Origin of the sequence: uncultured Psychroserpens sp. (genome assembly GCF_947500255.1) — a bacterium.
GTDB lineage: Bacteria > Bacteroidota > Bacteroidia > Flavobacteriales > Flavobacteriaceae > Psychroserpens.
Window position 1 is genome coordinate 159129 of sequence record NZ_CANMRL010000002.1, and the last position, 23829, is coordinate 182957.

Here is a 23829-nt window from a genome sequence, read left to right on the forward strand (position 1 = left end):
GAATTAGTTTCCTGCTTCTAATTCCTCAACTCTAGCCTTCATCGCTTTAAACTTATCTGTTTGAGCTGTAGCACTGTAAATATTCATCAATGTTTGAGCCGCTTGAATATTCTTAGGCTTTAATTTTAAAGTTGTTTCCAAAAACGGAATCGCCGACTCGTATAATTTTTGACGTTCAGCTCTTAATTCGTCATAACGTTTATTATCTGCACTTGACGTTCCTAGAGAATTCATCTCTTCAACAATAGATTTTTCACCGCTTAAAATTAAAACGGCCATATTGTTATATGCATCAGTATAAGAAGGATCTAAAGAAATTGCTTTTTCATAATACTTCCTAGCCGAATCATTTTCTCCTGCTTCAGCTGCAATAACCCCTAAATTATACTGCAATTCTGCATTGTTAGGATCTTTTTGCGTCGCTTCTTGCATCAATTCTTTAAAACGATCTCTATTTCCCATTTTTAATTGAACATTTGCTTCAGAAATTAAAAGCCCTAAATCATCTGGGTTTTGATCTCTAGCTTCTTTCATAGCTGCTAACGCTTTTTCATTGTCACCATTTGTAATATGAATAAGTGCAATGTTCTTTACAATTTCCGCAGATTTAGAAGGTGTTGGTTTATCTTTAGGTGCGATATGAGATCCTCCTTTTAAAGAAGCATCTCTCAATACTTTATTATCAAATAATTCTTCTTCACCCGTTTCTTTATTTAAAGCGTAATATTGAAACCCTCTACCTTCATAACCTAAGTCTCTTAATTCTTCATAGTACTTTAAAGATGTAACATAATCTTGAGCCGTTACAGCAGTAGATGCAGCATAATATAAATATAAGGTATCACTAGGTGACATCTTATAAGCTTTTTCAAAATTGGCAGAAGATTTCATATACTCCTTATTTTGAAGATCGGTTTGAGCTGTTGTTAATACACTATTTAACATCTCTCCCTTAATGGTATTGATATCTTGGGTGTATTTTAGCTTACCTGCTTGGGCTTCAACTTCCTTAGCCTTATCAAAACTTTCGATTGCTGTTTCGATATCTTCATTAGAAACTGTACCTGTTGCATAAAAAGCTTTTCCTTTCAAAAAATAAAATTTAGCTTTCGTTTTCGCATCTGCACTTCCTATTAAAGATTCGGCAGATTGTATAGCCGATTTAGCATCGGCATAATTACCAGATTTAATTGCTTTTTCAGCAGCTTTAAGTTCACTCTTTTGAGCAAAAGAAATTGTGCTTACTAAAAGTGCTAAAGCAACTACAATTTGTTTTTTCATTATTAAGTTATTTTAAGTGTTAATGTAATTTATTCTTCTTCGTTAGAATCAAGAGTTGTGCCACTATCGTTAACATCCTGAATATCAGAATCTTCAATATCAACCTCTTCGTCATCTTCTTTCATTACTTTTGCTACTGCTGCAATAGAATCACTTCCCTTTAAATTGATAAGTTTTACACCTTGAGTTGCTCTACCCATAACTCTTAGGTCTTTAACTTCCATCCTAATAGCAATTCCAGATCTATTGATAATCATTAAATCATCTTCATCTGTAACAGACTTGATTGCAACTAAATGACCTGTTTTTTCAGTAACAGATATCGTTTTCACACCCTTTCCTCCACGATTGGTAATTCTATAAATTGCTTCTCCATCTTCTGGATCATCAATATAGCTTCGTTTTCCATAGCCCTTTTCAGAAACTACAAGAACAGATTCCTCTTGCGGATTCTCGATAGCAATCATACCAATTACTTCATCTTTATCATTTGCTAATCGAATTCCTCTTACACCAGAAGCATTTCTACCCATAGGTCTAGTCTTTTCTTCTTCAAATCGGATAGCTTTACCAGATTTCAAAGCAAGCATAACTTGACTATTACCTGTTGTAAGTTTTGCTTCTAGCAACTCATCATCTTCCTTAATTGTAATAGCATTAATACCATTTGTTCTAGGTCTTGAATACTGTTCTAGAGATGTTTTCTTGACTTGACCTTTCTTTGTGGCCATGATCACATAATGACTATTGATGTAGTCCTCGTCTTTTAAATCTTGAGTACAAATGAAAGCCATAACTTTATCATCTTGCTCAATATTTATTAGATTTTGAATGGCGCGACCTTTAGATGTTTTACTACCTTCTGGGATTTCAAAAACACGCATCCAGAAACATTTTCCTTTTTGAGTGAAGAACAACATGTATTGGTGATTAGTTCCAACAAATAAATGTTCTAAGAAATCTTCATTACGTGTAGTTGAAGCTTTTTGACCAACACCACCTCTATTTTGAGTTTTGTACTCGGTAAGCGATGTTCGTTTGATATATCCAGCATGAGAAATAGTAATTACTACCTGCTCATCAGGAATCATGTCCTCAATACTTAAGTCTCCTCCAGCATATTCAATTTGAGAACGACGCTCATCACCATACTTATCTTTAATAACAAGAAGTTCATCTTTAATGATACCGTAACGACGCTCTTTCTTGTCAAGAATATCTTTAAGGTCTTCAATTGTTTTCATCAATTCGTCATACTCAGTACGCAATTTGTCTTGCTCTAATCCTGTAAGCTGACGTAATCGCATCTCAACAATTGCCTTAGCTTGTATTTCGGAAAGCTTAAATCTTTCAATTAATTTTGAACGCGCTTCATCTGCGTTAGATGAGGCACGAATGAGTGCAATAACTTCATCAATATTATCTGAAGCTATAATTAGACCTTCTAATATATGTGCACGTTCTTCAGCTTTACGTAATTCATATTTTGTACGCCTTACAACAACTTCGTGTCTATGTTCAACAAAATGATGAATCATTTCTTTAAGGTTCAATAGTTGCGGACGACCATTCACCAATGCAATATTATTTACACTAAAAGATGACTGTAATGCTGTATACTTATACAACATGTTCAATACAATATTTGGGATGGCATCACGCTTTAATACGTAAACGATACGCATACCATTTCTATCAGATTCATCTCTAATGAGAGAGATGCCGTCAATTTTCTTATCATTTACCAAATCAGCAGTCTTTTTTATCATATCTGCCTTATTGACTTGGTAAGGTATTTCACTAACGATAATACATTCTCTACCTTGTACTTCTTCTATTCTAGCTTTACCACGAATAACGATACGTCCACGACCTGTTTTAAAAGCTTCACGAACACCATCATAGCCATAGATAGTCCCTCCAGTAGGAAAATCTGGAGCTTTTACATGCTGAATAAGTTCATCAATTTCGATATCATTATTATCGATATAGGCCACAGTCCCATCTATTACTTCTGATAAATTATGAGGTGGCATATTAGTAGCCATACCCACAGCAATACCTGAAGCTCCATTGACTAGTAGACCTGGGATTCTTGTAGGAAGTACTGTTGGTTCTTGAAGTGTATCATCAAAATTTAATTTGTGATCTACAGTTTCTTTATCAATATCTGCAAGCATTTCCTCAGATATTTTCTTCATTCTGGCCTCAGTATAACGCATTGCTGCCGGACTATCGCCATCGATAGAACCAAAGTTACCTTGACCATCAACTAACATATAACGTAAACTCCAATCTTGAGCCATACGCACCATAGCATCATAAACCGACGTATCACCATGTGGATGATACTTACCTAGTACCTCTCCTACTATTCTTGCCGATTTCTTATGAGCAGTATTTGATCTAACACCAAGTTCATGCATGCCGTAAAGTACACGTCTATGTACTGGTTTTAAACCATCTCTGACATCTGGTAATGCACGTGACACAATGACCGACATTGAATAATCAATGTAGGCAGATTTCATTTCATCCTCAATGTTTATAGGGATCAATTTCTCTCCTTCTTCCATATATTATATAAATTAGATTTTTGTAGGTTTTCAAATCGTGCTAAGATAACGATTTTCATAGTGTTTAAGCGTCTTATCATCCAAAAAATAAAACAATTTATTAACAAATTTTAGTCTAATTTTTAATAAGTATCTTGTTAAATACTTTGAATTTGTAAAGTTTTTTCACTCTATTAGTAGTACGCCTATATTTAAGGTATAGTTTTTGCCCTATAATAGGTAGATTTTATTATTTTTAATGCAGAAAGAGTTTACTATGGATGATAATTTTTCCCCAAGAGTTAAAGATGTAATTGCGTACAGTAAAGAAGAAGCGTTGCGATTAGGTCACGATTTTATAGGCACCGAACATTTAATGTTGGGACTACTTCGTGATGGCAATGGCAAAGCTATAGATATATTAAATGCACTTGATATCGACCTTAATCACTTAAGAAGAAAGGTTGAGATTTTAAGCCCAGCAAATCCAAATATAACTGTAGCTTCAAATGAAAAGAAAAATTTACACTTAACTAGACAAGCAGAGCGTGCACTAAAAACTACTTTTTTAGAAGCAAAATTATTTCAAAGCACGTCAATAAATACTGCACATTTATTATTGTGTATTTTAAGAAACGAAAACGATCCTACCACAAAACTTTTAAATAAGTTAAAGGTAGATTATGATAATGTAAAAGAACAATTCAAATTTATGATAACAAATGATGACGATTATATAGACCTTCCAAAATCTGAGTCATTCTCTGATGACGAGCCTAATGAAGAGGAGGCCGCTAAAGAGAATCCTTTTGGACAGTCTTCAGCCAAATCAACTAAGAAATCAAAAACTCCAGTGTTAGATAACTTCGGAAGAGATCTTACTGTTCTTGCCGAAGAAGGAAAACTTGACCCTGTAGTTGGAAGAGAAAAAGAAATTCAACGTGTCTCTCAAATTTTGAGTAGACGTAAAAAGAACAACCCATTATTAATAGGTGAACCTGGTGTTGGTAAATCGGCAATTGCTGAAGGACTAGCGCTTAGAATTGTGAAACGAAAAGTATCAAGGATCCTGTTCAATAAACGTGTTGTTACTTTAGATCTAGCAAGTTTAGTTGCTGGAACCAAATATCGTGGGCAATTTGAAGAACGGATGAAAGCCGTGATGAACGAGCTTGAAAAAAACGATGACATCATCTTATTCATTGATGAAATTCATACTATTGTTGGAGCTGGTGGCGCTACAGGAAGTTTAGATGCCTCAAATATGTTTAAACCTGCTTTAGCAAGAGGAGAAATCCAATGTATTGGAGCGACTACACTTGATGAGTACAGACAATATATAGAGAAAGATGGTGCGTTAGAACGTCGTTTTCAAAAAGTTATAGTAGAACCTACAACTGTTGAAGAGACCATAGAAATTCTTAATAATATTAAAGGCAAGTACGAAGAACATCACAATGTTGATTACACTCAAGAAGCTATTGAAGCTTGTGTTAAATTAACTAATAGATATATGACCGAACGATTTCTACCAGACAAGGCAATTGATGCTCTTGACGAAGCTGGATCTCGTGTACATATTACTAATATTGATGTTCCAAAACAAATTCTAGAATTAGAAAAGAAATTAGAAGAGGTTAAGGAAACTAAAAATAAGGTTGTTAAAAAACAAAAATATGAGGAAGCTGCTAAACTAAGAGATGATGAAAAGCGTCTAGAAAAAGAATTGGCGATTGCTCAAGAAAAATGGGAAGAAGAAACTAAGCAACATAGAGAAGTTGTTACCGAAGATAATGTAGCAGATGTAGTGTCTATGATGACAGGAATCCCTGTAAATAGAATTGCTCAAACTGAAAGTAACAAGCTAGCACAATTACCTGAACTCATAAAAGGGAAAGTAATTGGGCAAGATGAAGCTGTTTCCAAAGTTGTAAAAGCCATTCAGCGTAATCGTGCTGGCCTTAAAGATCCAAATAAGCCAATTGGTTCATTTATCTTTTTAGGGCAAACAGGAGTAGGTAAAACACAGCTAGCCAAAGTATTGGCTCGTGAGCTTTTTGATAGTGAAGAAGCGCTTGTTAGAATTGATATGAGCGAATACATGGAAAAATTTGCAATTTCAAGATTAATTGGTGCACCTCCAGGCTATGTAGGCTATGAAGAAGGTGGTCAATTAACTGAGAAAGTGCGCAGAAAACCTTATGCTGTGATTCTATTGGATGAAATTGAAAAAGCACATCCTGATGTTTTTAATATGCTTTTACAAGTTTTAGATGATGGTTACTTAACAGACAGTCTAGGACGAAAAATTGACTTTAGAAATACAATAATAATCATGACTTCCAACATTGGAGCAAGAAAATTAAAAGATTTTGGTCAAGGCGTAGGTTTTGGAACTTCTGCTAAAGCAGCACAGGCAAATGATAATTCAAGAAGTATCATTGAAAATGCACTTAAAAAAGCATTTGCTCCTGAATTTTTAAATAGAATTGATGACGTCATGGTCTTTAATGTTCTTGAAAGAGAAGATATTAATAAAATCATCGACATTGAATTAGCTCATCTCATCAAGAGAATAAAAGATTTAGGTTATAAATTGAAGTTAAGCAAAAAAGCTAAGGACTATATTGCTGAAAAAGGATTTGATAAAGATTATGGTGCAAGACCTTTAAAGAGAGCTATTCAAAAATATATTGAGGATGCTCTAGCCGAAGAGATTATTAATTCTCAATTACTTGAAGGCGATACTATAACTATGGATTTAGACACTAAATCTGATGAATTGACTATAAAAATTGAGAAATCTGAAAAGCAAACAGAATCTTAAATTTTAATCACTTAATAAAAAAAGCCTCTTTAAATAAAGAGGCTTTTTTTTGTTTCAAATTTTTAGAATGACTAACTTTAAGATATGACAGATCAAATAAAACTTGATTTTTGCGATGTTTATCTTTACGAAAACTACATGGTCGTAACTGTAAACACAGGCGTTAATATCACTGTTAAACACAATGTTATACTAACAGATATTGCAGATAGTCATTTCAAAAACAAACCTTTTGTCTATATCACACACAGAATAAATTCGTATTCTGTTGATCCATCTGTTTATAAGGAAACTTCAAAAATTACTAACCTTGTCGGTTTTTGTGTCGTCTCAAAAAATTTTATGGCTAAGAGTACTGCTCAGATAGAAAAATTGTTTTTAAATAAACCTTTTGAAATATTTGATACATTACCTGAAGCTTTTAGTTGGGCTCAAACATTAACTGTATAATACTTAGGTTTAGCTCTTATTTAAATTACTACAATCTCCATTAATACTTCAATTAATGTTGTTGTCATTATACGCTCTAAAATTTCAATTATAATAATTCTTGAATAAAAAAAGGCAGCTATAAAATAGCTGCCTTTCATATTTACCCTTAGGGAATTCCCTAATTATTTATCAATTTACTTCTTACCAGAAGATACAATCTTCTTAGTAACCGAACCTTGACTCGTAGTTAACTTAACATAGAACATTTGGTTTGAGATTCTTGACAAGTCAAAAGTAGTCTTGTCTTGAGAACCTGTAACATATCTATCGTTAGTTTCACTTAAGATCAATAGACCTTTAGTATCAAATAACTCAATAGTTACGTTAGTATCAAACTCGAATGAGTATGCAATATTAACTTCCTTATCAAATGGTACTGGATACGCTTTGAAGTCAACCGTTAGGTCTTGAGCCATTCTGCTGCTAGCTTCAGGATCTCTGTTCGTTGGATAGAACGCAAATCCTTCTTCTTCTGTTGCAGAACTTCTCGCTGCTGTTCCAGCAGTACTCCAAGTGTACTCTACAGAACACTCACCTTCGTTTCCACATGCATCAACTGCATAGAATGTACGAGTAAATGAGTACTCAAGCGTAGATTCAAACTGACCACACTCAACAGTTAATGCTTTGTTGTGACCGTTAACACTTTCTACGTACCAGTCTTCAGAGTTACAAGATGGTAATCCATCAATTCTTGGTCCGAATCCTACTTCCTCACCATTCTGAACTATACTATAGTCAAAGAATAAGTTATTAAAGTAGAATATCAATTCAAAGTTTCCATATTGAGGTAAGTAATTACCATCAAGGTCTGTAACAAATCCTTGGTAATAAGGAGCGTCATTTACAGTACCCGCTGGTGCATCTCCAAATGTTAAGATGTAACCTGCTTGGAATATGAATCTTAATTCAGTACCAACTTGAGTAACCCCTCCTGGTTCAACAGTAGTTTCACTATCGGTAAACACTTGTGTTTGACCAGAAGCACTACAGTTATCAGTATAAGGCGCTTTATCTGCGAATCCTGATGGAGTTTCAGTAACATAACCGAAATCTACATCTTCAGGACACTCAACTACAGGAGGCGTATTATCGCTGATCGTGATTGTTTGTGTATGAACAGTTTCATTTCCACAAGCATCAGTTGCAGTCCAAGTACGAACTATAGTTGCATCACATTGTCCTTCAAGGTCGAAGTTAGGATCTTCAACACAATCAGATAATGCAACATTAAAGTCTCCATTACTACTGAAGTGTCCTCCATCGTAATCTCCTTGGATTTTGATCCAAGTAGATACTCCTAAACCGTTACTTTGTAAACTAGCTTTGTTACCATATTGTAATCCATATCTTAAGTTAGAAGGGTTATGAGAAAGAGCTAACTCTACTCCTGCATAATCACCTTGTCCAACTAATTTGTTGTCTTTAGATTCATCCATGAGGTAATAAGTCCAAGTTTGTGCATCTGCTAATGTCGCTCCATTAGAAGTTCCAGCGTCTAGCTTAGCTTGACGGAAACCTGTTGGAGACGCAGCATTAGGAATAGATGTCCACTCTTCATATGTACTAGCATCTTTAAACCATGCAACAAATTCAAATATTTGATTCGCATTGTTAACATTAGCAACTGTTCCAGTCAATTTAGCAGTACCATTCGAGAATTGTTCGAATGTTGACGTGCTAGTAGACGTCCAGTTTCTATTAGTAGCGTCTAAGCCTCCATTGTTAGCAATCCATAATGTATGGTTACTAGCATCATCAGCTTTACACTCTCTTCTAAATAAACCTGGGTTATAGTCTACAGTTGCATCTGAACAATCATCACTAGCAGTTAATACTGGTGCTGCTGGGATTTCCTCACCACATTCGATAGCGATATCTTGTGGTAATTCTTCATTAAATGAAGGTCCAGTTGTATCCTGTACAATAAATGTACAAGTAAATGGTTCAGATACATTCTCGCAAGTATCTTCTACTTCGAAAGTAACAGTAAGTGTCGTTTCGCAATCTTTTCTTTCAGCATCTTTTCCGATTACTCTGAAAGTTAAATCACTTACGTCTGCACAGTTATCTGTGAAACATGGTGCTAATGTACCGTTAAGTTCTTCGATTGAAATACCATCAATAGTCCAGTCTCTGTCTTCAATGCTAATTTCGTCTCCAATTTCTAGAGAGATTTCAGCAGTTGCAGGACAACCTTCAATTGTTACGGTTTCATTATCACAAACTCCAGTTGGCATTGGCGCAACATTGTCAATTACAGTTACAGTTTTCTTAGCTGTAATTGTACGTCCACAGTCGTCAGTAAATGTATAATCTACATCAAAAGATCCACAGCTACCTTCGAAAGGTTGCGGTACACCTTGTACAGATCCAGAAATCTCACAAGCTCCAGTTGCACCATTATTATAAGATAATGATCCACCTTCGAATGATGCTACGTCTTCACATGAAATCTCCATGTCTTCTACTTCATCAAACTCAGCCATTGGTGCTGGCAATACTGAAACAGTCTTGCTAGCTGTGATTGTTCTATCACATACATCAGTATACGTCCAGTCTACTGTAAGTGTTCCTCCACATTCTGTGTAAGATCCACTTAATTCACCTTCTACTGATCCTTCAATTCTACAAGTACTACTACCTCCGTTAGAGAATCCTAATGATCCTGCCTGGAATGTTTCAGCTTCTTCACATGTAATTTCCATGTCTTCTACTTCATCAAACTCAGCTTCTTCTGCAGGAAGAACAGTAACTATCTTCTTAGCTGTGATTTTTCTACCACAATCATCAGTAAATGTATAATCAACATATATGAAGCCTCCACAAGTCGTGTAATCTCCAATTACTGTTCCATCTACTTCTCCTGATATCTCACATGCTCCCGTTGCTCCGTTAGAGTATCCTAATGGAGTTGCTTCGAAATTTAATAATGCATCAGTACATGAAATTTCCATTTCACCTGGATCATCAAATTCAGCTACAGGTGCCTGTAATACTGTAATAGTCTTTCTAGCTTCGATTGTTCTGTTACATGCATCAGTATATGTCCAGTCGATATAAAGTGTTCCACCACACTCATCGTATGATCCACTTAATTCTCCTTGAACTTCTCCCGCTATCTCACATGCTCCAGTTCCTCCATTAGTGTATCCTAATGGTCCTGCTACTATTGATGCTGCTTCTTCACATGTAACTTCCATGTCTTCTACTTCATCAAACTCTGCAGCTGGTGCTGGTAATACTGTAATCGTCTTCTTAGCTGTGATTGTTCTATTACAATCATCAGTGTATGTCCAGTCAACTTCTAATGTTCCTCCACATTCTGTGTAAGATCCACTTAATTCTCCTTGAACTTCTCCTGATATCTCACATGCTCCAGTTCCACCATTAGTGTATCCTAATGATCCTGGCTCGAATAAATTAGCTTCTTCACATGAAATCTCCATGTCTTCTACTTCATCAAACTCAGCCATTGGTGCTGGTAATACTGTAATAGTCTTACTTGCGTGGATTGTTCTTTGACAATTATCTATGTAAGTCCAGTTTACATAAAGTGTTCCACCACATTCATCGTATGATCCACTTAAATCTCCTTGAACTTCTCCTGATATCTCACATGCTCCAGTTCCGCCATTAGTGTATCCTAATGATCCGGCTACTACTGATGCTGCTGCTTCACATGAAACTTCCATGTCTTCCACTTCATCAAACTCAGCCATTGGTGCTGGTAATACTGTGATTGTCTTCTTAGCTGTAATTGTTCTATCACAATCATCAGTGTACGTCCAGTCAACTGAAAGCGTTCCTCCACATTCTGTGTAAGATCCACTTAATTCACCTTGAACTTCTCCTGATATCTCACATGCTCCAGTTCCACCATTAGTGTATCCTAATGTTCCAGGCTCGAATAAATTAGCTTCTTCACATGAAATCTCCATGTCTTCTACTTCATCAAACTCAGCCATTGGTGCTGGCAATACTGTAATAGTCTTTCTAGCTTCGATTGTTCTCTGACAGTTATCAGTGTATGTCCAGTCGATATAAAGTGTTCCACCACACTCATCGTATGATCCACTTAATTCGCCTTGAACCTCTCCTGCTATCTCACATGCTCCAGTTCCGCCATTAGTGTATCCTAATGGTCCGGCTACTACTGATGCTGCTGCTTCACATGAAACTTCCATGTCTTCTACTTCATCAAACTCAGCCATTGGTGCTGGTAATACAGTAACCTCTTTCTTAGCAGTGATTGTTCTATCACATGCATCAGTGTATGTCCAGTCGATATAAAGTGTTCCGCCACATTCTGTGTAAGATCCACTTAATTCCCCTGGTACTTCACCTGAGATGTTACATATATCATCATCAACTCCATTAGAGTATCCTAATGCTCCTGCTACGAATGAATTTGCTTCCTCACATGAAATCTCCATGTCTTCTACTTCATCAAACTCTGCAGCTGGTGCTGGTAATACTGTAATAGTCTTTCTAGCTTCGATTGTTCTGTTACATGCATCAGTATAAGTCCAGTCAACATAAAGTGTTCCACCACACTCATCGTATGATCCACTTAATTCACCTTCTACTTCTCCTGATATCTCGCATGCTCCAGTTCCTCCATTAGTGTATCCTAATGGATTCACTTCATATTGGCTAGCTAAATAGCAAGCTATAGTAATATCCTGTACATCGTTAAACTCAGCCATTGGTGCTGGTAAAACAGTAACTTCTTTCTTAGCAGTGATTGTTCTATTACAATCATCAGTGTATGTCCAGTCGATATAAAGTGTTCCACCACACTCATCGTATGATCCACTTAATTCGCCTTGAACTTCTCCTGATATCTCGCATACTCCAGTTCCGCCATTAGTGTATCCTAATGCTCCTGCTTCGAATGAATTTGCTTCTTCACATGAAATCTCCATGTTTTCTACTTCATCAAATTCTGCAGCTGGTGCTGGCAATACTGTAATAGTTTTGCTTGCTTCGATTGTTCTTTGACAGTTATCAGTGTATGTCCAGTTTACTATAATTACTCCACCACACTCATCGTAATCTGGTGTAGCTTCGCCTTGAACTTCTCCTGATATCTCACATGCTCCAGTTCCGCCATTAGAGTATCCTAATGCTCCTGCTTCGAATGAATTTGCTTCTTCACATGAAATCTCCATGTCTTCTACTTCATCAAACTCTGCAGCTGGTGCTGGTAATACTGTGATTGTCTTCTTAGCTGTGATTGTTCTATCACAATCATCAGTGTATGTCCAGTCGATATAAAGTGTTCCACCACACTCATCGTATGATCCACTTAATTCTCCTAGTACTTCTCCTGATATCTCACATGCTCCAGTTCCGCCATTAGTGTATCCTAATGATCCTGCTTGGTATGAATTTGCTTCTTCACATGAAATCTCCATGTCTTCTACTTCATCAAACTCAGCCATTGGTGCTGGTAACACTGTAATAGTCTTTCTAGCTTCGATTGTTCTCTGACAGTTATCAGTGTATGTCCAGTCGATATAAAGTGTTCCACCACACTCATCGTATGATCCACTTAATTCTCCTAGTACTTCTCCTGATATCTCACATGCTCCAGTTCCGCCATTAGTATATCCTAATGTTCCGGCTACTACTGATGCTGCTTCTTCACATGAAACTTCCATGTCTTCTACTTCATCAAACTCAGCCATTGGTGCTGGTAATACTGTGATTGTCTTACTTGCTTCAATTGTTCTTTCACATGCATCAGTATATGTCCAGTTTACATAAAGTGTTCCACCACACTCATCGTATGATCCACTTAATTCTCCTTGAACCTCTCCTGATATCTCACATGCTCCAGTTCCGCCATTAGTGTATCCTAATGATCCTGCTTGGTATGAATTTGCTTCTTCACATGAAATCTCCATGTCTTCTACTTCATCAAACTCAGCCATTGGTGCTGGTAATACTGTAATAGTCTTTCTAGCTTCGATTGTTCTCTGACAGTTATCAGTGTATGTCCAGTCGATATAAAGTGTTCCACCACACTCATCGTATGATCCACTTAATTCTCCTAGTACTTCTCCTGATATCTCACATGCTCCAGTTCCTCCATTAGTGTATCCTAATGATCCGGCTACTACTGATGCTGCTTCTTCACATGAAACTTCCATGTCTTCCACTTCATCAAACTCAGCCATTGGTGCTGGTAATACTGTGATTGTCTTCTTAGCTGTGATTGTTCTATCACAATCATCAGTGTATGTCCAGTCGATATAAAGTGTTCCACCACACTCATCATATGATCCACTTAATTCGCCTTCTACTTCTCCTGATATCTCACATGCTCCAGTTCCTCCATTAGAGTATCCTAATGCTCCAGCTTCGAATGAATTTGCTTCTTCACATGAAATCTCCATGTCTTCTACTTCATCAAACTCAGCCATTGGTGCTGGTAATACTGTAATAGTCTTTCTAGCTTCGATTGTTCTTTGACAGTTATCAGTATATGTCCAGTCAACATAAAGTGTTCCACCACACTCATCGTATGATCCACTTAATTCACCTTCTACTTCTCCTGATATCTCACATGCTCCAGTTCCGCCATTAGTGTATCCTAATGTTCCTGCTACTACTGATGCTGCTTCTTCACATGTAACTTCCATGTCTTCTACTTCATCAAACTCTGCAGCTGGTGCTGGTAATACTGTGATTGTCTTCTTAGCTGTGATTGTTCTATTACAATCATCAGTGTATGTCCAGTCAACTTCTAATGTTCCTCCACATTCTGTGTAAGATCCACTTAATTCACCTTGAACTTCTCCTGATATCTCACATGCTCCAGTTCCGCCATTAGTGTATCCTAATGATCCTGCTTCGAATGAATTCGCTTCTTCACATGAAATCTCCATGTCTTCTACTTCATCAAACTCAGCCATTGGTGCTGGCAATACTGTAATAGTCTTACTTGCTTCGATTGTTCTTTGACAGTTATCAGTGTATGTCCAGTTTACTATAATTACTCCACCACACTCATCGTAATCTGGTGTAGCTTCGCCTTGAACTTCTCCTGATATCTCACATGCTCCAGTTCCGCCATTAGTGTATCCTAATGATCCTGCTTGGTATGAATTTGCTTCTTCACATGAAATCTCCATGTCTTCTACTTCATCAAACTCTGCAGCTGGTGCTGGTAATACTGTGATTGTCTTCTTAGCTGTGATTGTTCTATTACAATCATCAGTGTATGTCCAGTCAACTTCTAATGTTCCTCCACATTCTGTGTAAGATCCACTTAATTCTCCTTGAACTTCTCCTGATATCTCACATGCTCCAGTTCCTCCATTAGTGTATCCTAATGTTCCTGGCTCGAATAAATTAGCTTCTTCACATGAAATCTCCATGTCTTCTACTTCATCAAACTCTGCCATTGGTGCTGGTAATACTGTAATAGTCTTTCTAGCTTCGATTGTTCTCTGACAGTTATCAGTATATGTCCAATCAACATAAAGTGTTCCACCACACTCATCGTATGATCCACTTAATTCACCTTGAACTTCTCCTGATATCTCACATGCTCCAGTTCCTCCATTAGTGTATCCTAATGATCCTGCTTCGAATGAATTTGCTTCTTCACATGAAATCTCCATGTCTTCTACTTCATCAAACTCTGCAGCTGGTGCTGGATTAACTTTAATTTGTTGTCTTTCTGTAATTGTTCTATCACAATCATCAGTGTATGTCCAATCGATAAATAGTAAACCTCCACATTCAGAATACTGACCGCTTAATTCACCTTCTACTTCTCCAGATATCTCACATGCTCCAGTTCCGCCATTAGAATATCCAAGAGGATATGCTGTAAATGAATTTGCTTCCTCACAAGTAATTGTAATATTATCTACTTGCTCAAACTCAGCCATTGGTGCTGGTAATACTGTGATTGTTTTTCTGTAATCAATTGTTCTCTGACAGTTATCAGTGTATGTCCAGTCAACATAAAGTGTTCCACCACACTCATCGTATGATCCACTTAATTCTCCTTGAACCTCTCCTGATATCTCACATGCTCCAGTTCCTCCATTAGTGTATCCTAATGATCCGGCTACTACTGATGCTGCTTCTTCACATGAAACTTCCATGTCTTCTACTTCATCAAACTCAGCCATTGGTGCTGGTAATACTGTAATCGTCTTCTTAGCTGTAATTGTTCTATCACAATCATCAGTGTATGTCCAGTCGATATAAAGTGTTCCACCACACTCATCGTATGATCCACTTAATTCTCCTTGAACCTCTCCTGATATCTCACATGCTCCAGTTCCGCCATTAGTGTATCCTAATGATCCTGCTTCGAATGAATTCGCTTCTTCACATGAAATCTCCATGTCTTCTACTTCATCAAACTCAGCCATTGGTGCTGGCAATACTGTAATAGTTTTGCTTGCTTCGATTGTTCTTTGACAGTTATCAGTGTATGTCCAGTTTACTATAATTACTCCACCACACTCATCGTAATCTGGTGTAGCTTCGCCTTGAACTTCTCCTGATATCTCACATGCTCCAGTTCCTCCATTAGTGTATCCTAATGATCCGGCTTGGTATGAATTCGCTTCTTCACATGAAATCTCCATGTCTTCTACTTCATCAAACTCAGCCATTGGTGCTGGTAATACTGTGATTGTCTTCTTAGCTGTGATTGTTCTATTACAATCATCAGTGTATGTCCAGTCAACTTCTAATGTTCCTCCACATTCTGTGTAAGATCCACTTAATTCACCTTGAACTTCTCCTGATATCTCACATGCTCCAGTTCCACCATTAGTGTATCCTAATGTTCCTGGCTCGAATAAATTAGCTTCTTCACATGAAATCTCCATGTCTTCTACTTCATCAAACTCAGCCATTGGTGCTGGTAATACTGTAATAGTCTTTCTAGCTTCGATTGTTCTTTGACAGTTATCAGTGTATGTCCAGTCGATATAAAGTGTTCCACCACACTCATCGTATGATCCACTTAATTCTCCTAGTACTTCTCCTGCTATCTCACATGCTCCAGTTCCGCCATTAGTGTATCCTAATGATCCAGCTACTACTGATGCTGCTTCTTCACATGAAACTTCCATGTCTTCTACTTCATCAAACTCAGCCATTGGTGCTGGTAATACTGTGATTGTCTTCTTAGCTGTGATTGTTCTATCACATTTATCAGTATACGTCCAATCAACTGAAAGTGTTCCACCACACTCATCGTATGATCCACTTAATTCGCCTTGAACTTCTCCTGATATCTCACATGCTCCAGTTCCGCCATTAGTGTATCCTAATGATCCTGGCTCGAATGAATTTGCTTCTTCACATGAAATTTCCATGTCTTCAACTTCATCAAACTCAGCCATTGGTGCTGGTAATACTGTGATTGTTTTTCTGTAATCAATTGTTCTCTGACAGTTATCAGTATAAGTCCAGTCAATATATAATGTTCCACCACACTCATCGTATGATCCACTTAATTCGCCTTGAACTTCTCCTGATATCTCACATGCTCCAGTTCCGCCATTAGTATATCCTAATGTTCCGGCTACTACTGATGCTGCTTCTTCACATGAAACTTCCATGTCTTCTACTTCATCAAACTCAGCCATTGGTGCTGGTAATACTGTGATTGTCTTACTTGCTTCAATTGTTCTTTCACATGCATCAGTATATGTCCAGTTTACATAAAGTGTTCCACCACACTCATCGTATGATCCACTTAATTCGCCTTGAACTTCTCCTGATATCTCACATGCTCCAGTTCCGCCATTAGTGTATCCTAATGATCCTGCTTGGTATGAATTTGCTTCTTCACATGAAATCTCCATGTCTTCTACTTCATCAAACTCAGCCATTGGTGCTGGTAATACTGTGATTGTTTTCTTAGCTGTAATTGTTCTATCACAATCATCAGTGTATGTCCAGTCGATATAAAGTGTTCCACCACACTCATCGTATGATCCACTTAATTCGCCTTGAACTTCTCCTGATATCTCACATGCTCCAGTTCCACCATTAGTATATCCTAATGCTCCTGCTTCAAATGAATTTGCTTCCTCACATGAAATCTCCATGTCTTCCACTTCATCAAACTCAGCCATTGGTGCTGGTTCAACTGTAATAGTCTTTCTAGCATCAATTGTTCTTCCACATGCATCAGTGTATGTCCAGTCAACATAAAGTGTTCCACCACACTCATCGTATGATCCACTTAATTCACCTTCTACTTCTCCTGATATCTCACATGCTCCAGTTCCGCCATTAGTGTATCCTAATGGATTCACTTCATATTGGCTAGCTAATTCACAAGCTATAGATATATCTTGTACATCATTGAACTCAGCCATTGGTGCTGGTAATACTGTAATAGTCTTACTAGCTGTAATTGTTCTTTCACATTTATCAGTATATGTCCAGTTTACTGTAAGTGTTCCACCACACTCATCGTATGATCCACTTAATTCACCTTCTACTTCTCCTGATATCTCACATGCTCCAGTTCCGCCATTAGTGTATCCTAATGATCCTGCTACTACTGATGCTGCTTCTTCACATGAAACTTCCATATCTTCTACTTCATCAAACTCTGCAGCTGGTGCTGGTAATACTGTGATTGTTTTTCTGTAATCAATTGTTCTCTGACAGTTATCAGTATAAGTCCAGTCAATATATAATGTTCCACCACACTCATCGTATGATCCACTTAATTCGCCTTGAACTTCTCCTGATATCTCACATGCTCCAGTTCCGCCATTAGTATATCCTAATGTTCCGGCTACTACTGATGCTGCTTCTTCACATGAAACTTCCATGTCTTCTACTTCATCAAACTCAGCCATTGGTGCTGGTAATACTGTGATTGTCTTACTTGCTTCAATTGTTCTTTCACATGCATCAGTATATGTCCAGTTTACATAAAGTGTTCCACCACACTCATCGTATGATCCACTTAATTCTCCTTGAACCTCTCCTGATATCTCACATGCTCCAGTTCCTCCATTAGTGTATCCTAATGATCCTGCTTGGTATGAATTTGCTTCTTCACATGAAATCTCCATGTCTTCTACTTCATCAAACTCTGCAGCTGGTGCTGGTAATACTGTAATCGTCTTCTTAGCTGTAATTGTTCTATCACAATCATCAGTGTATGTCCAGTCAACTTCTAATGTTCCTCCACACTCTGTGTAAGATCCACTTAATTCACCTTGAACTTCTCCTGATATCTCACATGCTCCAGTTCCTCCATTAGTATATCCTAATGTTCCTGGCTCGAATGAATTTGCTTCTTCACATGAAATTTCCATGTCTTCAACTTCATCAAATTCTGCCATTGGTGCTGGTAACACTGTAATAGTCTTACTTGCTTCAATTGTTCTATCACATTCATCTGTGTATGTCCAGTTTACAGTAAGTGTTCCACCACACTCATCGTATGATCCACTTAATTCTCCTTGAACTTCTCCTGAAATATTACAAGTTCCTGGCGCTTCTCCATTAGAATATGCTAATGCTCCTGCTTGATAAGAATTTGCTTCTTCACATGAAATCTCCATGTCTTCCACTTCATCAAACTCAGCCATTGGTGCTGGTAATACTGTGATTGTCTTCTTAGCTGTGATTGTTCTATCACAGTCATCTGTAAATACATAATCTACATAAATAAAACCTCCACATGTTGTATAATCTCCAATTACTTCTCCATCTACTTCTCCTGATATCTCACATGCTCCAGTTCCTCCATTAGAATATCCTAATGGACTAGCCTGAAATGCTAAAGCTTCAGCACATGTAACTTCCATGTCTTCTACTTCATCAAACTCAGCAGCTGGTGCTGGTAATACTGTTATTGTTTTACTTGCTTCGATTGTTCTATCACAATCATCAGTATATGTCCAGTTTACTGTAAGTGTTCCACCACACTCATCGTATGATCCACTTAATTCTCCTAGAACTTCTCCTGATATCTCACATGCTCCTGCTCCACCATTAGTATAAGCTAAGTATCCTGGTTGATAAGAATTTGCTTCTTCACATGAAATCTCCATGTCTTCTACTTCATCAAATTCTGCAGTTGGTGCTGGTAATACTGTAACTGTTTGACTCACACTAGAAGAATATCCACAATTGTCAACAACCGTCCATGTTCTAACTACTGTTCCGCCTTCACAAGCATTACCTAGATTATCAATGTTCTCATCTAAAATAACTTTTAGTAACTCTGTACAATTATCTAGAGCAGTAATATCCTCTGCTGGTGGTATTAAATCTATGCAACTAACTGTTACATCATCTGGATCACCTGAAAGCTCAGGAGCTTCAGTATCTCCACCTGTATATTGAATAGTTATAGGTTCTGCAAAATTCCCACAATCATCTTCAATACTATATTGATAAGCAACCATCCACTTACAATCATTTACTTCTTTAACTGGGGAAGTAGACTTAATAACGTTTACACCTCCACAATTATCAGAAAATAATGCAGCAATCTCTCCTTCAGTTGGACCTAATGGTCTATCATCATAACAAAGATTAAGCCCATTATCACCAGAAGGTATTTGAGCTCCTTTATTTAATTGAGGTGCTTGGTTATCTCCACCACTATAAGTAATAACTAAATCTGGTGCCATGTTAAAACAGGCATCCCTAATAGTATAAGTGTAAGTAACAGACCAATCACAACCATCGCTTACAGGAGTTCCTGACTTTTCTACGATAACATCGCTACAATTATCTGAATATAGACCAGCTATATCAGCAATTGATGGTCCCATAGGGATTGAGTCATCGCAAAGGCCTAAACCTGTAGCTCCTTCAGGTAGAACTGCTCCATCATTTAATTGAGGCGCCGTTAAATCACCACCTGTATAGGCGATTTTGATTTGCTCTTCAAAGTCTCCACACTTAACATCATAAGTGTACTCAACTCTCCAGTCACAATCATTCCCTTCCTCTAGGACAGATTTAACAACCTCAGCTGGAATATCTCCACATTGGTTTAAATAAAGATTCGCGACGTCGGCCTCTGTAGGACCTGGAGGCGCATCGTCTAGACATCGGTTGAAGAATGTACTTCGACCAAGGTCTTGTGCAAACACTGAGCCTGTACTAAACGCAAAAAGCATGATAAAGACAAGTAGTGTCTTCATGCTTTTAGTTTGTTTAGTCATAAGATCAATGCTACAACACGATAAGTTAGTAATAGATTGCCAAATTTTGGCGCGTCTACCACTTCGAGTAAAATTGCTCATAAACATAACATTTGGTTTTAAATTAAAATTATCTTAACATTTATATTGACAATACACGTATTGTCAGCAAAAGCGCAAATACAATATTTGCGTATAAGCTTCAAAACAAAATATGACGTACCGCAAATGCAGAACATCAGGTTAGAATGATGTCATTCTAAAATCAATAAATGCTAATAATCAATTGTTGTGCTATTAAACAATTTTTAAGGTAAGAATAGTAAATTAGGTTGCTATTATTTAATTTACTATCAAGTTGAAATTGAACATAATCCACCTCAACTTACTTTCAAAAGTATAGTATAAAATACTGACTGCCAAATAAATTTATCCTTTTTTTTGATATTAAACAGTTGAACATTTTTTTTTGCAGTTAATCGAAAAGTAATTCATTTTCAATGTAAAATTCATCGATAAAATGTATGGTTTTTTCTATTAGCTTATAAAACACCAAATCTTCTTTTACGAATTGAACCTCAACTCTATAGCTCTCTAAAAAAGATTCAATAAAGGCTGAAGACTTTAGCGGACTTCTGAAATGAATGGCTTGGGACGCATTAAGTAGTTCGATGGATAATATACGCTCAATATTGTAAATAATTTTAAAACATTGGGTTGCTGCATTTGCTCCCATACTCACATGGTCTTCTTGACCATTACTAGACACAATACTATCTACACTTGCAGGTGATGCCAGTTGTTTATTTGCACTCACAATACTTGCTGCTGTATATTGAGGAATCATAAATCCAGAATTCAACCCAGGGTTATCAACTAAAAATGTAGGCAAACCTCTAAGGCCTGAAACCAATTGATAAATTCTTCTTTCAGAAATATTACCCAACTCAGCCATAGCTATTTTAAGATAATCTAAAGCTAACGCCAATGGTTGTCCATGAAAATTTCCACCAGAAATAATTTCATCTTCTCCGACAAAAATATTTGGATTATCTGTGACTGCATTAATTTCAGTTTTGAAAACTTTATGTACAAAATCAAGAGTGTCCTTTGTTGCACCATGCACTTGTGGAATACACCTAAACGAATAAGGATCCTGAACATGTTCTTTTTTTTGTTGAATAAGATCACTGCCTTCTAAAAACGCTCTTACACGTTTGGCAGTTTTAATTTGCCCGTTGTGAGGTCTTACTAAATGAACCAACTCATTAAAAGGTTCAGATCTTCCATCAAATGCCTCCAAAGAAATACTACCAATTAAATCGGCAAAATAAGAAAGCTTATATGACTTTATGAGTAAATGAATACCATAAGCGCTCATAAATTGAGTTCCATTTAATAAGGCTAAACCTTCTTTTGATTTTAACTGAATAGGTTGCCAATTAAATTGAGACATAATGTCTTGAGTCGCACAAATCTTTCCATTGCAAACCACCTCTCCTTTTGCTATAAGTGGTAAAGCCAAATGTGCAAGTGGTGCTAAGTCTCCAGAAGCACCTAAAGATCCCTGTGTGTAAACAACAGGTAAAATATCGTTATTATAAAAGTCGATTAGTCGCTGTACCGTTTTTAACTGAACACCACTATGACCATAACTCAAAGATTGTACTTTAAGTAATAACATCAACTTCACAACTTCACCTGGCACTTCTTCTCCAACACCGCATGCATGAGACATCACTAAGTTTTCTTGAAGTTGAGTTAGTTTATCTTTAGAAATTTTAACATCACATAAGGATCCAAAACCAGTATTTATTCCATATATGGGTTGATCTTGGTTTTTTATTTTCTCGTCCAGATAGTTTCGACAGTTTTCAATTCTGTCAATTGCTTCTTTTGATAGTTCAATTTTTTTATTTAAGAAAATGATATCGCTAATAGTAGATAACTCTAATATTTCAGAAGATATAAAATGAGTGGTATTCATATAAATAGTTTACAGTGCCAAAATTCAGAATTATAGCTCTACTTTGCAACAAATGTTAATAATTAATAAAATATCACTTAAAATATTATTAATCTGTATTTTTGAGTAACTAAAACAATTATAATTATGAAAAGATTAATTATTGCCTTATTTGCATTAGCTATTTTTGCATGTGAGCAAGAACCAAAAATTGATTATGCCGTTCTATCTGGTAAAGTAGAAAATTCAAAGGCTAAAAAAGCAACATTGAGTAGTACCGATTTCAAATCTGAAATTGAAATAAAAGAGGATGGTACATTCTCAGATACATTACGTATTTCTGAAAATGGGTTTTATTCACTCTCAATTGGTAGAGAAAGCACTGCTATGTATCTCAAAAAAGGAGATAACATTGATTTGACTGTTGACGCTAAGGAATTTGATGAGACCGTTACCTATTCTGGTGAAGGTTCTGTAGAAAATAATTATCTAGCCAAGAAATATCTAAACAACGAAGAGACGACTAAAGACGTAGCAAGTTTTTATTCTTTAGAAGAAGACGCCTATAAAGATGCTATTGGTAAAATGAAAGCTAAAAACCTTGAAGCACTTAAAGCTCTTGAAAGTGCTGATGCTGATTTTGTCGCTACAGAAACAGAAAACTTAACATACGATGAGTATGGTATGATTGATCGTTACGGAAGATATCATGCGTACTATGCAAAAAAACCTGGTTATGAAGTGTCTGAAAGTTTTGTTCCTGACGCTATAAAGAATATGACTTTTGATAATGAAAAAGCATATAAATCATCTGATGCCTACAGAAGTATCGCTATAGGAAAATCTCTTAATCCAATCTATGAAGCTATTGGTGATGATCACTTAGCTACCACGACAGAACATTTAAAAAGTATTGCAGATATCAAGATTCCTGCTTTAAAAAATGACATTATTGATAATTTAGCAGGTTTCCTAGTATCTCCTGGGAATCCAAATATGGAATCGCTACATAACTTTTTTGTTAGCAATGCCACAAGCGAAGACACAAAGAAAAGCTTAACTGAAAAGTTTGAAAAAAACAAAAACTTAATGAAAGGGAAGCCTTCACCTCAGTTTAACAACTACGAAAATCATAAAGGAGGTGAAATGTCTCTAGCAGATTTAAAAGGAAAATATGTGTATGTAGATGTTTGGGCAACTTGGTGTGGACCATGTATTAGAGAAATCCCTTCTTTGAAAGAAGTTGAAAAGAAATTTCACAACGAAAACATTGAATTCGTTAGTACTTCTATCGATGAAGTTAAAGATCACGACAAATGGATAGACATGGTAAAAGATAAAGATTTAGGAGGTGTACAATTAATGGCTGACAATGCTTGGAAATCTAAGTTTGTTAGAGATTATGCTATTGATGGTATTCCAAGGTTTATCTTAATTGATCCTAATGGAAATATTGTAAGCGCTGATGCACCAAGACCTTCAAATCCTAAACTGGTGGAACTATTAGAAGAAGAGCTTAAAATGCAACCTTAAGTTTAC

The 23829-nt window shown here is 36.7% G+C and carries 7 protein-coding genes; 3 read left to right on the top strand and 4 right to left on the bottom strand.

Features of this window, described 5'->3' with window-relative positions:
• Nucleotides 1-3: 3 nt before the first annotated feature.
• Nucleotides 4-1281, bottom strand: coding sequence for a tetratricopeptide repeat protein (locus tag Q0783_RS07530; RefSeq protein ID WP_298894296.1), 1278 nt, complete (start codon nt 1279-1281; stop codon nt 4-6).
• A gap of 29 nt (nt 1282-1310) precedes the next feature.
• The gene (gene gyrA, locus Q0783_RS07535; RefSeq protein WP_298894297.1) at nt 1311-3857 is read right to left on the bottom strand and encodes a DNA gyrase subunit A; all 2547 of its coding nucleotides are present in this window, start codon (nt 3855-3857) and stop codon (nt 1311-1313) included.
• Between the two features lie 256 nt (nt 3858-4113).
• Here gyrA and Q0783_RS07540 point away from each other — a divergent pair, with 256 nt between their 5' ends.
• Together Q0783_RS07540 and Q0783_RS07545 are read left to right on the top strand one after the other, a co-directional pair.
• Nucleotides 4114-6663 (top strand): ATP-dependent Clp protease ATP-binding subunit, encoded by a 2550-nt coding sequence (locus Q0783_RS07540; protein ID WP_298894636.1) that lies wholly within the window; start codon nt 4114-4116, stop codon nt 6661-6663.
• A gap of 84 nt (nt 6664-6747) precedes the next feature.
• Nucleotides 6748-7113: a hypothetical protein gene (locus tag Q0783_RS07545; protein WP_298894298.1), complete on the top strand. Its 366-nt coding sequence runs from the start codon at nt 6748-6750 to the stop codon at nt 7111-7113.
• A gap of 176 nt (nt 7114-7289) precedes the next feature.
• Here Q0783_RS07545 and Q0783_RS07550 read toward each other — a convergent pair whose 3' ends face one another.
• A complete protein-coding gene (locus Q0783_RS07550) occupies nt 7290-20324 on the bottom strand; it encodes a T9SS type A sorting domain-containing protein (protein WP_298894299.1) in 13035 nt (4344 codons plus the stop codon).
• A gap of 475 nt (nt 20325-20799) precedes the next feature.
• Entirely contained in the window at nt 20800-22311 is a 1512-nt protein-coding gene (gene hutH / locus Q0783_RS07555; RefSeq protein WP_298894300.1) for a histidine ammonia-lyase, read from the bottom strand.
• 126 nt (nt 22312-22437) lie between these two features.
• On the opposite strand from hutH, the gene Q0783_RS07560 reads away from it, so the two are divergent.
• Entirely contained in the window at nt 22438-23823 is a 1386-nt protein-coding gene (locus Q0783_RS07560; protein WP_298758013.1) for a TlpA disulfide reductase family protein, read from the top strand.
• The last annotated feature ends 6 nt before the right edge of the window (nt 23824-23829 follow it).

What these genes read in the sequence shown, in the direction of transcription:
- hutH (WP_298894300.1), bottom strand. Translation starts at nt 22,311, where the DNA reads ATGAATACCACTCATTTTATATCTTCTGAAATATTAGAGTTATCTACT.
- Q0783_RS07560 (WP_298758013.1), top strand. Translation starts at nt 22,438, where the DNA reads ATGAAAAGATTAATTATTGCCTTATTTGCATTAGCTATTTTTGCATGT.
- Q0783_RS07540 (WP_298894636.1), top strand. Translation starts at nt 4,114, where the DNA reads ATGGATGATAATTTTTCCCCAAGAGTTAAAGATGTAATTGCGTACAGT.
- Q0783_RS07550 (WP_298894299.1), bottom strand. Translation starts at nt 20,324, where the DNA reads ATGAAGACACTACTTGTCTTTATCATGCTTTTTGCGTTTAGTACAGGC.
- gyrA (WP_298894297.1), bottom strand. Translation starts at nt 3,857, where the DNA reads ATGGAAGAAGGAGAGAAATTGATCCCTATAAACATTGAGGATGAAATG.
- Q0783_RS07545 (WP_298894298.1), top strand. Translation starts at nt 6,748, where the DNA reads ATGACAGATCAAATAAAACTTGATTTTTGCGATGTTTATCTTTACGAA.
- Q0783_RS07530 (WP_298894296.1), bottom strand. Translation starts at nt 1,281, where the DNA reads ATGAAAAAACAAATTGTAGTTGCTTTAGCACTTTTAGTAAGCACAATT.